9 protein-coding genes are annotated in these 14,574 nt (G+C 71.0%); 3 read left to right on the top strand and 6 right to left on the bottom strand.

Features of this window, described 5'->3' with window-relative positions:
* Positions 1-294 precede the first annotated feature (294 nt).
* Positions 295-1,824, bottom strand: coding sequence for a hypothetical protein (locus DJ010_RS08550; RefSeq protein WP_109693253.1), 1,530 nt, complete (start codon positions 1,822-1,824; stop codon positions 295-297).
* Between the two features lie 49 nt (positions 1,825-1,873).
* Positions 1,874-3,367 carry a M1 family metallopeptidase gene (locus DJ010_RS08545; protein WP_158282976.1) on the bottom strand — a complete coding sequence of 498 codons (1,494 nt, stop codon included), beginning with the start codon at positions 3,365-3,367 and terminating at the stop codon, positions 1,874-1,876.
* Between the two features lie 155 nt (positions 3,368-3,522).
* Between DJ010_RS08545 and DJ010_RS08540 the strand changes: the two genes are divergently transcribed.
* The 3 genes from DJ010_RS08540 (at position 3,523) to DJ010_RS08530 (ending at position 10,823) form a co-directional block, all read left to right on the top strand.
* Positions 3,523-4,803, top strand: coding sequence for a choice-of-anchor P family protein (locus tag DJ010_RS08540; RefSeq protein WP_146207293.1), 1,281 nt, complete (start codon positions 3,523-3,525; stop codon positions 4,801-4,803).
* A 193-nt stretch (positions 4,804-4,996) separates the two neighbouring features.
* Complete coding sequence (locus DJ010_RS08535) at positions 4,997-7,522, top strand: peptidase (RefSeq protein ID WP_109693250.1); 2,526 nt, start codon at positions 4,997-4,999, stop codon at positions 7,520-7,522.
* A gap of 127 nt (positions 7,523-7,649) precedes the next feature.
* The gene (locus DJ010_RS08530; protein ID WP_245927379.1) at positions 7,650-10,823 is read left to right on the top strand and encodes a (Fe-S)-binding protein; all 3,174 of its coding nucleotides are present in this window, start codon (positions 7,650-7,652) and stop codon (positions 10,821-10,823) included.
* Positions 10,824-10,894: 71 nt separating this feature from the next.
* Here the strand turns inward: DJ010_RS08530 and DJ010_RS08525 are convergent, their stop codons facing one another.
* Genes DJ010_RS08525 through DJ010_RS08510 form a run of 4 tightly spaced genes read right to left on the bottom strand, consistent with a single transcriptional unit; the run spans position 10,895 to position 14,451 of the window.
* Entirely contained in the window at positions 10,895-11,578 is a 684-nt protein-coding gene (locus DJ010_RS08525; protein ID WP_109693249.1) for a response regulator transcription factor, read from the bottom strand.
* Entirely contained in the window at positions 11,575-12,654 is a 1,080-nt protein-coding gene (locus DJ010_RS08520) for a sensor histidine kinase (RefSeq protein WP_146207292.1), read from the bottom strand. The genes DJ010_RS08525 and DJ010_RS08520 overlap by 4 nt, the downstream gene beginning before the upstream one ends.
* 10 nt (positions 12,655-12,664) lie before the next feature.
* Positions 12,665-13,474, bottom strand: a complete 810-nt coding sequence (locus tag DJ010_RS08515; protein ID WP_109693247.1) for an ABC transporter permease — start codon at positions 13,472-13,474, stop codon at positions 12,665-12,667.
* Positions 13,474-14,451, bottom strand: a complete 978-nt coding sequence (locus DJ010_RS08510) for an ABC transporter ATP-binding protein (RefSeq protein WP_211318719.1) — start codon at positions 14,449-14,451, stop codon at positions 13,474-13,476. Before DJ010_RS08510 ends, DJ010_RS08515 begins: the two co-directional genes overlap by 1 nt.
* Positions 14,452-14,574: the final 123 nt, after the last annotated feature.

Below are 14,574 nucleotides of genomic sequence, written 5' to 3'. Positions count from 1 at the left end.
CCGGCGCAGGGCTAGGGGGCACAGCCCCGCAACCAACGACGGCGCCCAGCCATGCAATTCGTCTGTAGCGCTACCACCCATGGCCCCAAGGCCGCAGGCAGCTTGCGGCGTCTCGATACGTCCTCGCCTAGCGGCTCGGACTACTCGACGACCGGTGGTGGCGAGGGCGTACCGAGACGCGTCTCGCCGGGTAGCGGTCGGCCGGCGGCGTCTCGATACGCGCCTCGCGCAGAGCGCTCGGGGCTACTCGACGACCAATGACCGCGGGGCGAGGGCTATGCGACGACCGACCCCTCACCCGTCGGCGAGGCGGATCAGGCCGGCGACGGTGGCGACGTACAACGCGCCGTCGGGGCCGAGGTAGATCGAGGCGTAGTGGTTGTTCCACTGGATGCCGGTGCCGGTGAGGCGGCTCCAGGCGACCTCGCCGGTGCGGATGTCGATGGCGGTCACGTACCAGGCGTCGATGAGGTCCTTGCGGGCCGGTTTCGTGTAGGCGTAGAGGAGGCCGTTGCCGAGGGAGGCCTTGGCGACGGAGGACGGGGCGATGACGTCGTCGTTGGTCCAGGCGACGTGGCAGCCGTCGGGGTCGATCATCACCCGCGCCAGACCGGGCGTCGTCGACCTGCCGAGCAGGGTCGCCTGCACCCCGCTGTAGCCGTAGTTGTTCTCGATGATCAGCGACTCCCCGGCAGCGACCAGGCTGTTCTCGGTGGTGCTGGCCCCCGCGGTGAGCACGGGGACCTGGCAGTGGAGGCGGTCGGGGACGCCGAGGCGGCGGTCGTAGACGATCACGTTGCTGCGCGGTTCGGCGTTGTCGGCGATCGCGATCCACCGGTCGCCGATGAGGGTCGGGGAGGTGCCGGAGCCCTGCGAGAGCATGCCCGGCTTGGTGGTGGTGCCGCGGTCGTAGGGGATCCGCCAGCTCACCTCGGGCGCACCGGCGGGCGTGGCGTCCATCCGGTACGTCGCATGGGTGGTTACGAGGTACATGCCTCCGGTCTCGTCGGCGGAGATCGAGTTGAAGATGCCCTCGCCGTCGGGCAGCTGCACGGTCTGTACGGCGCCGGTGGCGCGGTCGAGCGTGCCGACGACCCCCTGCTGGCTGAACCACCACAGCCGACCGGACCAGTCGACGCCGGTGGCGACGAGGCAGTCGCCGTCGGGGAGGTACGACGCCATCGACCAGTCGCGCAGCCGCTCCAGCCTGCCGGTCGCACCGACCTCGACCTCGGCGATGCCGAGGTCGGTGGTGGTCGCGAACGCGTGGTCGTTCGGGTCGAGGAAGAAGTAGGTGCCACCGCAGATGTCGGTCAGCGGGTTCGCGCCGGTGGTGACGTCACGCGCGGAGATGCGCTCCTCGTCGATCACGTTGAGGGTGACCGGGTCGATCACCATCATCGTGAAGCCCTCGAGACCGCCGCACAGACCGACGATCCGGTCCTGGGAGTCGAACGCGATGGTGGCGCACTCGCGGACGCCGTAGCTGCGCGAACGGACGGTCAGCTTGTGACCGACCGGCCCGCTGACGTCGTACGCGTCGGTGCTGTAGGCGTCGTTGTGCATGCTGCTCGTGCCGTTGGCCGACAGGAACGGGTGCTGCGGCACCGGCGGCGCGGCCAGCGGCTGCGGGGTCGCCTCGGAGCCGATGAACTTCGGCACCAGCAGGTCGGTCGGCAGCGAGGGGATCGGCAGCAGCGGGACGGCCGGGATCGGCGGGAGCGGCGGCAGCACGGCGTCCGCCTCGGCCGCGGGCGTCAGCGGGCCGACCAGGAGCGCGAAGGCCGCCACCACGCCGGCGACCCGCGCAGGGAGCATGCGCATCCGCGGAGTGTAGAACCTGTTCTACCGCTGCGTCACTGGTCAGATCGGGTCATTCGCGCGGCGGCGTCCGCTCGCCCAGCAGCCAGTCGTCGAAGAACGCCGTGAGCTCCTCGCCGGTCTCCCGCTCGATGAACGCCTCGTACTCCGCGCGGTCCGCGTTGCCGTTCTCCTGGTCGGCCGGCCAGTCCTCCAGCAGCGCGAAGAACACGTCGTCGCCGACCCGCTCGCGCAGCTCGTGCCACATCAGCGCCGGGCCGAAGTAGATGTTGCCGGAGCCGAAGTTGGTCGGGTCGTAGTCGGCCGGCGGGCCGGCGTACGCACGCTCCTCGTCCTCGAACTCCGCCCAGCTGTCCATCTTCTCCTCGACGGTGATGCCCTCGTCCTCGGCCTCCCACATGCCTTGGAGGTACATCGCCATGCCCTCGTTCATCCACACGTCGATCCAGTCGGAGGGGGTGACGGTGTCGCCGTACCAGTGGTGCGCGAGCTCGTGGACCACGACCTCCCGGGAGGTGGAGTACTCCGTCGCTCCCAACGTCACCATCGTCTGCGTCTCCATGCCGCTGCTGCCGTCGTAGACGAGGATCCCGAAGGTGTCGAAGGGGTAGGGGCCGAGGTATTGCTCGAGCCAGTCCATCGCCTCCGGGGCGTACTCGGTCTCGCCGATCGCGGCGGGGTCGTCGGTCGGTCCCCAGATCGTGATCGGCACGCCGGAGGAGGACTCCAGCTCGATGGGGGTGTAGTCGGCGAACGCCACCGTCACCAGGTACGACGCCGCCGGCTCGGCCAGGTGCCAGGTCGTGGTGCGCAGGCCGTCGGTCTCGGTGGTGTCGGTCAGCTCCCCGTTGGCGATGCCGGTCCACGGCGCGGGGACGGTCAGCGTGAAGTCGTAGTAGGCCTTGTCGGCGGGCTGGTCGTTGGTGGCGTACCACGTGAAGGCGCCGTAGGGCTCCTGGATCGTCCAGACCTCGTGCTCGTCGGTGATGTTCCAGCCGACACCCTCGGCGAAGTCGGACCGCTGGGTCGGCGCGTCGTAGGACTCGGGCGTGCCGCTGTAGGCCAGCTCGAGGACGTACTGCTGGTCGGCCGCGACCGCGTGGTCGACGAGCAGGTCCTTCTCGGTGCGCTCGTAGGTCGCGTCCTCGCCGTCGATCGTGAGCGAGTCGATCGCCAGCGCGTCGTCGAAGTCGAGCTGCACGCGCTCGGCGTCCGCGGTGGCCCGGAACGTCAGCCGCTCGGTGGCGACGAGGGTGTCGGCCTCCGGGGTCCAGGCCAGCGAGAGGTCGTAGTGGAGGGCGTCGACCAGCGGGTCGCCGAAGTCGGGGTAGACGGAGTCCTCCCGCGTCTCGCTGACCGCTCCGGACAGGTCGTCGGGCGCGTCCGGACCGTCCTCGTCCGGGGTCTCCGGGGTGGCCGAGCCGGCGGGCGTCGTACGACGATCGGCGTCGTCCTCGCTCTCGTCGGGGTCGGCGCCGCCGCAGGCCGCGAGCAGGAGCAGGACGAGGACAGCCGCCACCAGAGCGCGGACCGGACGAAACTTCACCAAGAAATCATGCCCGGAGGCCGTTTCCCGACACGCCATTCCACGTTATCTATTTTCGTAACAGGCCACTGGTCCAGACGTTACGATCCTCCTACCTTTCGCGGCCCTCAGAGGGAGCGGGCGCCGCACACTCTGTCTTGAAGGAGTACTCAGTCATGCGACGACTTGCCCTGCGGGGAGCCCTGCTGGCCATGGTCAGCACCGCGATCCTGCTTCCGGGCGGCCCCGCCCACGCCGCACCGGTGGTGCCGACCAAGGCCGCCGCTGCGGCACCGGTCGCGACCAAGTTCGGCCTGCACGCGATGGGTTACGGCACGGCGATCAAGGGCGGCCAGATCCCGCTCGCGTCCGGGGCCACCGGCTTCGCCCACATCACGTGCACGACGCTCGCCAACCTCGACCGCAACAACGGTGTCGCCCAGGTCGAGCTGCCCGGTCTCGGTGAGATCGACGCGCTGACCACCAAGGTCCAGACCGTCAAGAAGGGCAAGACCGTCTCGGCGATCTCCGAGCACAAGCTCGCGGGCATCACCCTCCTCGAGACCGCACTCGGCAGCCTCTCGCTCGGCGCCGTCACCTCGCGGGCCAAGGTCTGGCACAACGCCACGGGCTTCCACTCCGAGGTCGACACCAAGGTCGCCGGCCTGGTGCTGACGCTGCCCGGCCAGGAGCCGCTCGTCCTCGACATCCCCACCCTGGGCAAGCCGATCGAGATCCCGGGCATCCTCCGGATCACCCTCGGTGAGACCAAGGTGACCAAGAAGCCGGGCATGATCTTCGCCCGCGCCCAGGCCCTGCTCGTCGAGATCCTGGCGACCGACACCAAGGTCAAGATCGCGCTCTCGCGCGCTCGGATGACCAACGAGGTCGTCAACTCGATCATGAGCGGCTTCGCCGCCGGCCTTCGCGGCAAGGTGCTCGACCCGATCCTGACCATCGGCCGCACGCCGAGCAAGGACCTGCCCTGCGAGGGCACCGGAGGCGAGGAGAAGGGCCTGAGCACGGTCGGTCTCGACATCCCCGGCCTGCTGACGGTCGGCGCTTTGAACGCGAAGGTCTTCGGCGTGCAGGCAGGTCGCCGGCGCGCTCGTGCCTACGCCGAGGCCTCGATCGCCGAGATCAGCCTGCTCGGCGGTGCCGTCACCATCGAGGGCATCAAGGCTCGTGCCAACGTCTCGCGTCGACCCGGCAAGCTGGTGACGAACTCCAACGGCACCGAGACCTTGAAGATCGTCGTCAACGGCGAGGAGATCACGCTACCGCCGCTGGGCGAGATCCTGGACATCCCGGGTCTGCTGAGCATCGAGCAGGGTGTGACGAGCAAGGTCCGTGGCGGCCTCGAGGTGGTCGCGCTGCGGGTCAAGCTGCTCGACGGCACCGGCGCGGTCATCGACCTCGGCATCGCCCGCGCGCAGGTCAAGAAGGCGATCCGCTGACCTAGCGATCCAGCAACGCACGAAGGCCGCTCCCGGTGGGGGCGGCCTTCGTCGTGTCCGGGGGTCCGGGATTTATCTGGGTCGCTTGACCCACTAGCCGTCGCCTCGGAGGATGTGCGTCGTTGAGGGTGTGTCGGTGGTCACGCGACCGCCGACGGCGCTTATGCGGCTGAGCGGATGACAGGGGTCGGCGTTGGAACGCAAGCACTCGGTGCGAGTCGGACTGGCCATCGTCGGAGCGGCCGTGGTCGTGGCCACCGCGATCACGGTGCCGAACGGCGGCAGCGGCCGGGCGGTCGACCTGGCAGCGGCCTCGGAGCTCGACAAGGGCGCGCTCGGCGTCCCCCACACCGACCCGCCGGGCACGCCGCCGCACCGCCACGACGACCCGGCCACGAAGAACCTCGTCTCGCGCGCCGGCTTCGAGGAGGGCGCGGTCGACCCGACCACCGCGGCCGAACGGCGCGCTTCGGTGTCGTACGTCGCGCGGGAGCGGGCGCTGCCCGACCCCAGGCTGGTCCGGGTGCGCGCCTACCCGGAGCGCACCGCGGTGCCGCGGACCCGCTACGCGATGGCCGGAGGGTGCTACACGCTGCAGGCGCCGTCGGGTGAGTACGTCGTGCTCGACGGCTCCCGCGCCGCGCTGGCCGACGTCGCCGCCTCCCGGGCGGCGCGCCTCTACTTCAAGGCGACCCGCCTCGGCGGCTACCTGCTGCACACCAGCGGCGGCGTGCTGGCCGGGGGCCGCGGCTCGGTGACGGTCGCGGCGGAGCCCAGCAAGGACGCCGACTGGACGGTCCGGCGGGACGCGAGCAGCCGGTTCACGTTCCAGTCGCTCGGCGGCGACCGGTTCGCCCTGTCCGGTGCGACCGCGTTCGCGCTGCGGCACGCGACCGGCGGCTGCACGCCGTACCCGGAGGCGGGCGTCGACATCGTCGGCAATCCGCACGGTGGCGTGACGTCGTACCAGGAGGTGCGCGGCTACGTCGACGCGCACACCCACGGCATGGCTTTCGAGTTCCTCGGCGGCAAGGTGCACTGCGGTCGCCCGTGGCACGAGTACGGCGCGCCGTACGCGCTCGTCGACTGCCCGGACCACGAGCTGACCCAGGGCAAGGGCGCGATCCTGGAGTCGTTCCTGTCCGGCAGCTTCTCCCACGACCCCGTCGGCTGGCCCACGTTCAAGGACTGGCCGGCGCCGAACTCGCTGACGCACGAGGGCACCTACTACCGCTGGCTCGAACGGGCCTGGCGCGGTGGGCAGCGGCTGTTCGTGAACCTGCTCGTCGAGAACAACAAGCTGTGCCAGATCTATCCGTTGAAGCGGAACTCCTGCGACGACATGGACTCGATCCGCCTGCAGGCACGGGACATGTACGAGTTCCAGGACTACGTCGACGCCCAGTTCGGCGGGCCGGGCAAGGGCTTCTACCGGATCGTGCGCACGCCGTTCGAGGCGCGGAAGGTCATCAACGCCGGGAAGATGGCGGTGGTGATGGGCATCGAGACCAGCATCCCGTTCGGGTGCACGGTCAAGGTGGTGCTCGGCAAGGACGTGCCCGCCTGCACCACTGCCGAGATCGACGCGAACCTCGACGAGATGCACGAGCTCGGCGTCCGGCAGATGGAGCTGGTCAACAAGTTCGACAACGCGCTGGCCGGGGTCGCGGGCGACCCCGGTGAGGTCGGCCTGCTCGTCAACACCGCGAACTTCCTGGAGACCCTGTCCTTCTGGCAGATGGAGCACTGCGAGCCGGAGGACGGCCTCAGCCACGACAACAACCAGACGGTGCTGCCGACGTTGCCCGAGCAGGACGCGATCTTCGGCGCGATCCTCAAGCTGTTCGGCGGGAACCTGCCGGCGCTGCCGATCTATCCGGAGCCGGACCACTGCAACAAGCGTGGCCTGACCGACCTCGGCAAGCACCTGATCCGGGCGCTGGCGGAGCGGCAGATGATCTTCGACCCCGACCACATGAGCGTGAAGGCGCGGAAGGCCTCGATGGACCTCATCGAGAAGCTCGGCTACCCAGGCGTGATCTCGAGCCACTCGTGGTCGACGCCCGACACCTACCCCCGGATCTACGAGGCCGGCGGGTTCATCACGCCGTACGCCGGCGACTCGACCGGATTCGTGGACAAGTGGCGCAAGCACGTGGAGTGGGCGGACCCCCGCTACTACTGGGGGATCGGCTTCGGCGCCGACATCAACGGCCTCGGAGCCCAGGGCAACCCGCGCGGGGTCGACGTCCCCAACCCGGTGACCTACCCGTTCCGCGGCATCAACGGCGTAAAGATCAAGAGGCAGACGGCCGGCAAGCGGGTCTGGGACATCAACCGCGACGGGGTGGCGCAGTACGGCCTCTACCCCGACTGGGTGCAGGACCTCGGCAAGGTCGCCGACGCGCAGCGGCGCGGCCAGGGTCGGCAGATCCGTGACGACATGACGCGCGGCGCCGAGGCCTACCTGCAGATGTGGGAGCGGGCCGTCGGCATCGCGCCCGACTCGTGCCGTAACCCGCGCCTGCGCAAGTCGGTCGCCGCGGTGAACCGGCTCGTGGACCCCGGCATGACGACGGTCCAGGTGATGCGGAAGGTGGGCCAGCCGTTCCGGCGGCTCGGCGACAGCTACGGCATCTGCGCGCGGACGGAGGGCGACCCGCGGGTGATGGTGACGATCGAGCTCGACCCGGCCGGCAAGGTCGTGCGGGTGAGGTGATCCTCACGCAGAAGCCGAGGTTACCAGCGGGTAAGATCCAGCACCTGGGCGCCCAGCCCCGGTTCTGACCTCGGGCCTCGAAGTTCCGTAGTCTGAGCCCGATTCCCCGGACATTGGAGTGACGACGTTGGACGCGACGACCGTAACGCTGATCATCGGCCTGCTGCTCAACGCGATCATCCTGCCGCTGGCCGCGAAGCGGGTCCTGTTCCTCTACCGGCTGATCACGCACGGCCAGCCGGCACCCGACCGGATCCAGAACGTCACCAAGCGCACCGCGGCCGCCATCGGCACGCAGCTGCGTGAGGTGCTCGGCCAGCGGCGTCTGCTGAAGTGGTCGGTGCCCGGTGTCGCGCACGCGTTCGTCATGTACGCGTTCCTGATCCTCGCGAGCGTCTACCTCGAGGCCTACGGCGTCCTGCTGTCGAGGAACCCTGAGTGGGCGATCCCCCTCGTCGGGCACTGGGACGTCATCGGCTTCGGCCAGGACCTCATCGGCGTGCTGTGCCTGGTCGGCCTCGCGACCTTCGCCATCATCCGGCTGAAGAACGACCCCGAGAAGATCGGCCGCAAGTCGCGGTTCAAGGGCTCGCACCTCGGCGGCGCCTGGCTGACGCTTTTCATGATCTTCAACGTCATCTGGACGATGTTCCTGTTCCGCGGGGCGGCGTCGGCCGCGGGCAACTTCCCCTACGGCAAGGGCGCGTTCGCGTCGTACGGCCTGGGGACGGTGTTCGACGGGCTGAGCCACGACGCCCTCGAGGTGCTGGAGAGCGTCGGCCTGCTGCTCCACATCGGCGTCATGCTCGCGTTCCTGCTGCTGGTGCTGCACTCCAAGCACCTCCACATCTTCGTGGCGCCGCTGAACGTCATGTTCAAGCGGCCCGACGCCGCCGAGCCGGGCGGGCCGTCGGTCGCGCTGGGCGCGGTGAAGCCGATGATGAACGACGGCAAGCCGGTCACCCTCGACGACGTCGACGACCTCGACGAGGACGCCACCCTCGGCATCGGCTCCATCAACGACTTCTCCTGGAAGGGCGTGCTCGACTTCGCGTCCTGCACCGAGTGCGGTCGCTGCCAGTCGCAGTGCCCGGCCTGGAACACCGAGAAGCCGCTGTCTCCGAAGATGCTGATCATGAACCTGCGGGACCACGCGTTCTCCGCGGCGCCGTACAACCTGGCGCCCGAGGACAAGCGCGCCGGACTCCCGGAGAGCGTGGTCGCCGAGGCGGAGCGGCCGCTGGTCGGCGAGACCGAGGGCATCGCGTGGGAGCCCGATGGCGGCGCGATCATCGACACCGACGTGCTGTGGTCGTGCACCAACTGCGGTGCCTGCGTCAACCAGTGCCCGGTCGACATCGAGCACGTCGACCACATCACCGACATGCGCCGCTACCAGGTGCTCGTCGAGTCGAGCTTCCCCTCCGAGCTCAACGGCCTCTTCCGCGGCCTCGAGAACAACGGCAACCCGTGGAACATGTCGCCGCGCGGCCGGATGGACTGGGCGAAGGACCTGCCGTTCGAGGTCAAGGTCGTCGGCGAGACGATCGAGTCGCTCGACGAGGTCGACTGGCTGTTCTGGGTCGGCTGCGCCGGCGCCTACGAGGACCGCGCGAAGAAGACGACCCGTGCGGTCGCCGAGCTGCTCGACATCGCCGGCGTCTCGTTCGGCGTGCTCGGCAACGGCGAGACCTGCAGCGGTGACTCCGCACGCCGGGCCGGCAACGAGTTCGTGTTCCAGGGCCTGGCCCAGCAGAACATCGAGACGCTGACCGAGGCGAAGGCCAAGCAGGTCGTCTCGACGTGCCCGCACTGCATGAACACGCTCAAGAACGAGTACCGCCAGCTCGGGCTCGAGCTCGACGTCATCCACCACACCCAGCTGCTCAACCGCCTGGTGCGCGAGGGCAAGCTGACCCCGGTCGCCGAGGGTGAGGGCGCCCACCAGCGCAAGATCACCTACCACGACCCGTGCTTCCTGGGCCGCCACAACCAGGTCTACACCCCGCCGCGGGACCTGCTGCAGATCATGCCGGGCGCCGAGCTCAAGGAGATGGAGCGCAGCGGCGAGCGGTCGTTCTGCTGCGGCGCCGGTGGTGCGCGCATGTGGATGGAAGAGACCATCGGCGAGCGGATCAACGTCAACCGCACCAACGAGGCCGTCGAGACCGGCGCCGACCAGATCGCCGTCGGTTGCCCGTTCTGCCGCGTGATGCTGGCCGACGGTCTGACCGAGGCGCAGGACTCGGGCAAGGCCCGCGCCGAGGTCGAGGTCCTCGACGTCGCGCAGATGCTGCTCGCGTCGGTGAAGGGCGAGGTCGCGACCAAGCTCAAGCCGGGCGAGGGCGCCAAGCCGGGTGCCGCCGCGGCCAAGAAGGCCGAGGAGAAGGAGCTCGACGACCCCTCCGCCGTGGGCGCGGGCGCCAAGGCCTCCGAGCCGGGCACCTCGCTCTTCGAGGACGCCCCGATCGAGCAGACCGCCCAGGCCGAGAAGGGCAAGGAGGACTCCGGCGGCTCGCTCTTCGACAGCGCTCCCGCGGCTCCGGACAAGGCCGAGGAGAAGCCGGCCGAGAAGCCTGCCGAGAAGAAGGAGTCGGGCGGCTCGCTCTTCGACGCGGCCGACGACAAGCCGGCCGAGAAGGCGGAGGAGAAGCCTGCCGAGAAGCCGGCGGCGAAGCAGGAGTCCACCGGCTCGCTGTTCGACGCCGTCTCCGACGAGCCGGCGGCGAAGACCGAGCCCACGGACGCGCCCAAGGCCGAGGCGACCGAGGCCAAGACCGAGCCGGAGGCTAAGGCTGCTCCGGCCCCTGCCCAGGCCGACCTCAGCGGCTCGCTCTTCGACGTCGCCGACAGCGCGTCGGCTGAGGAGCCCAAGGCCGCCGCGCCCGCTCCCGCCGAGGACGAGGTCGAGGAGAAGGTCGAGGAGAAGGTCGAGGAGAAGGCGCCCGAGCCGGAGGCCAAGTCGGAGCCCACCCCGGCCCCTGCCCAGGCCGACCTCAGCGGGTCGCTCTTCGACGTCGTCGAGGCCAACCCGGCCCCCGACCACGAGAAGCCGATGTGGGACCCCTCCGCCGAGGAGGCGGCCAAGGACGACGCTCCGGCGAAGACCGAGGAGTCCGCTGCGGACGAGCCGGCCGCCGAGGACGAGCCCGCTGCCGAGGAGCCGGCGGAGGACGAGCCCGCTGCCGAGGAGGAGAAGCCCGCCGAGAAGCCGAAGCCCGCCCCCACCTCCTCCGGCGAGACCAACGAGCCGCGCACCGACGTGGACATCTCCGACTCGGGCTCGCTCTTCGACCTCTGAGCACCGACGCACCGGGGAAACTTCGTAGCGGTCTCGCGGAGATCGCGACGATTTTCCCCGGTGCGTCGCGACTACCGCGACCCGCCCGGCTGCACGAGCCCGTGGTCGAACGCGAACACCACGGCGGCGGAGCGGTCGCGCAGGTCGAGCTTGGCGAAGATGTGGCCGACGTGGGTCTTGATGGTGCCCTCGCCGAGGGTCAGCCGCTCGGCGATCTCGGTGTTGCTGAGGCCTTGACCGATGAGGGCGAGCACCTCCCGCTCGCGCGGGGTGAGCACGTCGGCCTCCGGGCCGGGGAGGGTGGGCGTCGGCCCTTCGCGGTACGCCGAGAGCACCCGGCCGGTGACGGCCGGGTCGAGCCAGGAGTCGCCGGCGGCAACGGCGCGGACGGCGCGCTGCAGGTCCTCGGCCGGCACCCCCTTCAGCAGGAAGCCGGCGGCGCCGGCGCGGAGCGCGCCCGCGAGGATCTCCTCGTCCTCGAACGTCGTGAGCACCAGCACCGGCGGTGCGTCCGGCAGGTCGCGCAGCAGGCGGGTCGCCTGGACGCCGTCGACGAGCGGCATCCGCACGTCCATGATCACGACGTCCGGCGCGAGCTGGGTGACCGCGTCGACGATGCCGGCGCCGGAGTCGAGCTCGCCGACGATCTCGAAGCCGAACCGGGAGCGGAGGATGCCGCGCAGCCCGGTGCGCACCAGCTCCTGGTCGTCGACCAGCAGCACCTTGACCGCGGGCGCGGCGTCGGTCGCCGTCATGCCGGGAGCACCGCCTCCACCAGCCAGCCGCGCGGGTCGGCGCCCGCCTTCAGCCGGCCGCCGACGCCCTCGGCGCGGTCCCGCATGCCGAGCAGGCCGTTGCCGACGGGGGCGGCCGGGTCGGCCGCCCCGCCATTGCGTACGACGACCGTGGCCGTCCCGCCCTCGACGGTCACCAGCACGGTGACCGGCTCGCCCGGCGCGTGGCGGGTCGCGTTGGTCAGTGCCTCCTGCACGATCCGGTAGGCGGCCAGGCCGCGGCTCGGGCCGAGCGAGGAGAGGTCGCCGACGACGGTGAGCCCGATGTCGGCACCCGCGCCGCGGAACGACTCGACGAGGCCGCTGATGTCGTGGGCGTCGGGCATCGGCACGACCTCCCCGGTCGCGTCGGTGCGCATCAGCCCCACGGTGGCACGGACCTCCTCGAGGCTGGCGCGCGCGAGCCGTTCCGCCTCCTCGAGGGCGTGCCGCGCCTCGTCGGGGTCCTCGTCGAGGGCCAGCCGCGCGCTGCTGATGTGGAGCAGCGACACCGTGAGCGCGTGGCCGATGACGTCGTGCACTTCGCCGGCGATCCGGCTGCGCTCCTCGGCGCGGCTGCGCTCGGCCAGCTGGTGCTGCGCCTTCTGCAGCTCGACGACGGTCGCCCGCAGCCGGCGGGCGAACGCGCAGGCGACGAGCGTGAACGCCGTACCGACGACCCAGGCGAACCAGCCGGGCTCCTCGGTCTGCTGCGCCCACTCACCGAGGAGGGCCGCGCCGAGCAGGGCGCCGCCCGTGAGGGCGACGGGCAGGGCGGAGGCCAACGCCACCCACCCTGCCGCGACGCAGAAGCCCATCCAGACCAGGTTCGCCGAGCCGCCGTGACCGAGCACCAGGAGGCCCGCGGCGACTGCGACCATCGCCGCGAGGAGCGGCCAGCCGATCAGGGGGCGCCAGGCGGCGAAGCCGGCGACCGCCGCGACCGCGGTGGCGACCGCGACGGCGAGCAGCACCGGCCGGTCGCCCATCACGACGCCGAGCACGGCGAACAGCGCGAGCATCGCCGGAGCGATGACCCGCGCTGGTCGATCCGTCATGGGCACGAGCCTAGGAGAGGGCGGTGCGCCGCGCAGCCAGGGCGGTGGCCACGACCGCGACCACCGAGATGGCGATGAGCGGTCCGGTGCCGTCGCCGATCCCCAGCCAGGGCTCGCGGATCGCGTCGGTCGCCAGCGCCAGCGGCAGCCGCTCGGCCACCTCGCGCAGCGGCTCCGACATGACCGCCGGCGGCGGGCCGCCGACGCCGAGCAGGAACGACGGGAAGAACAGCATCAGCCCGACCGACTGGGCCGCCCGGGCGGACGGCAGCACCGACCCGAGCAGCACGCCGATGCTGATGAACGCGACCGACCCGGCGACCACCCCGGCCACGACGCGGAGCGGGTCCTCGATGTCGGGGATGCCGTAGACCGGTGCCGCGATCGCGAGCAGCAGCGGCCCGGCGACCGCGATCGCGCCCAGCCCGATCGCAAGCTCCGCGAGGGCGAACGACCACCGCGGGAAGCCCGACGCCGCGAACCTGCGCAGCACCCCGCGCTCGCGGTAGGACGCCATGTGCACCGGCAGCATGATCAGGCCGGTCGAGCCGATGACGACGGTGAAGTACGACGCGACGTACCAGTGCGACGGGTTCACCGGGAACGCCTCGTCCGGCTCGGTGCCGAAGACGCCACCGATGATGAGCATCGAGATCACCGGGAACGCCAGCACGAAGGTGAACGTGATCGTGTCCCGGGTGAGCAGCCGCAGCTCGGTGCCGAGCAGGCGCCGGGTCGTCGAGGGGTGGCGCCCCGGCCGCGTGGCCGCGGCCCGGTCGCTGTCGGTGGTCGGCGGGACGAGGGTGTCGGTGGCGGTCATCAGGCCGCTCCCTTCTGGTCAGAGGCGTCGGAGCCGTCGGAGTCGAGGAGGGTGAGCAGGGCCGACTCGAGGTCGGGCACGTCGACGCGCAGGTCGGCCGGGACCGGCCGGCCGGTGCCGAGCAGCCAAGCGCCGACGTGGGCGATCGCGGCGCGGTCGCCCCGGACCGCCACCTGGCCGCGCTCGCGGGTGACGCCGGTGACGCCCGGCAGGCGGTTGAGCGACTGCAGCGCGTCCGCGGTCGTCGTGAGGTCGGTCTCGGTCAGCCCGAAGCGCACGGTCACCTCGCCGGCGTGTCGGGCGACCAGCTCGGCGGGCGTGCCCTGGTCCATCACCCGGCCGTCGCGCATCGCGACGACCCGCTCGCACAGGGCTTCCGCTTCGTCGAGCTCGTGGGTGACCAGCAGCACCGTCGTACCTGCGTCGCGCAGCTGCGCCACCGCCGACCAGACCTCGCGTCGGGCCGCCGGGTCGAGCCCCTGCGTCAGCTCGTCGAGGATCACCAGCCGGGGCTGGTTGAGCAGCGCCAGCACGAGGAACAGCCGTTGCCGCTCGCCACCGCTCAGCCCGGCGTACGGCGACCGCCGCTTGCCCGCGAGCCCGAACTGCTCGAGCAGCGCGCCGCCGTCGGAGGCGTGCGGTCCGGCGAACAGCGCGACCGCCTCGCCGACGCGCAGCCGGTCGGGGAGGCCGGAGCTCTGGAGCTGGCTGCCGATCTGCGGCCGGAGCCGGTCGGCGTCGTGGTGCGGGTCGAGACGGAGCACGCGGACCTCGCCGGCGTCCTGCCGGCGCAGGCCCTGGAGGATCTCGACGGTGGTGGTCTTCCCGGCGCCGTTCGCGCCGATCAGGCCGAGCACCTCGCCGGCGTGGACGTCGAGGTCGAGCCGGTCGACGACGGTGCGCCCGCCGTAGGCCTTGGTCAGTCCGCGGACCCGGACAACGGGCTCGGGGTGGGGAGGGAGGTCGTTGGGGTTCATGCGTCCCATCCCACCGTCGCGGCGCCTCTCCGCACATCGACCTGCAGTCAGAACCTCACCTCTGCCCGCGGGAAGAGTCGACCCGGCTCGAACTCGCACACAGAACCCCTCGACCCGGCTCGA

It is taken from the genome of Nocardioides silvaticus (assembly GCF_003160695.1).
Classification (GTDB): domain Bacteria; phylum Actinomycetota; class Actinomycetes; order Propionibacteriales; family Nocardioidaceae; genus Nocardioides; species Nocardioides silvaticus.
Note: the sequence above shows the minus strand (reverse complement) of the source record. Positions and strands in the feature narration are given on the sequence as shown.

Coding starts and splice junctions, on each gene's coding strand:
- DJ010_RS08515 (WP_109693247.1), bottom strand. CDS start 13,474: ATGACCGCCACCGACACCCTCGTCCCGCCGACCACCGACAGCGACCGG.
- DJ010_RS08520 (WP_146207292.1), bottom strand. CDS start 12,654: ATGACGGATCGACCAGCGCGGGTCATCGCTCCGGCGATGCTCGCGCTG.
- DJ010_RS08550 (WP_109693253.1), bottom strand. CDS start 1,824: ATGCGCATGCTCCCTGCGCGGGTCGCCGGCGTGGTGGCGGCCTTCGCG.
- DJ010_RS08540 (WP_146207293.1), top strand. CDS start 3,523: ATGCGACGACTTGCCCTGCGGGGAGCCCTGCTGGCCATGGTCAGCACC.
- DJ010_RS08525 (WP_109693249.1), bottom strand. CDS start 11,578: ATGACGGCGACCGACGCCGCGCCCGCGGTCAAGGTGCTGCTGGTCGAC.
- DJ010_RS08510 (WP_211318719.1), bottom strand. CDS start 14,451: ATGAACCCCAACGACCTCCCTCCCCACCCCGAGCCCGTTGTCCGGGTC.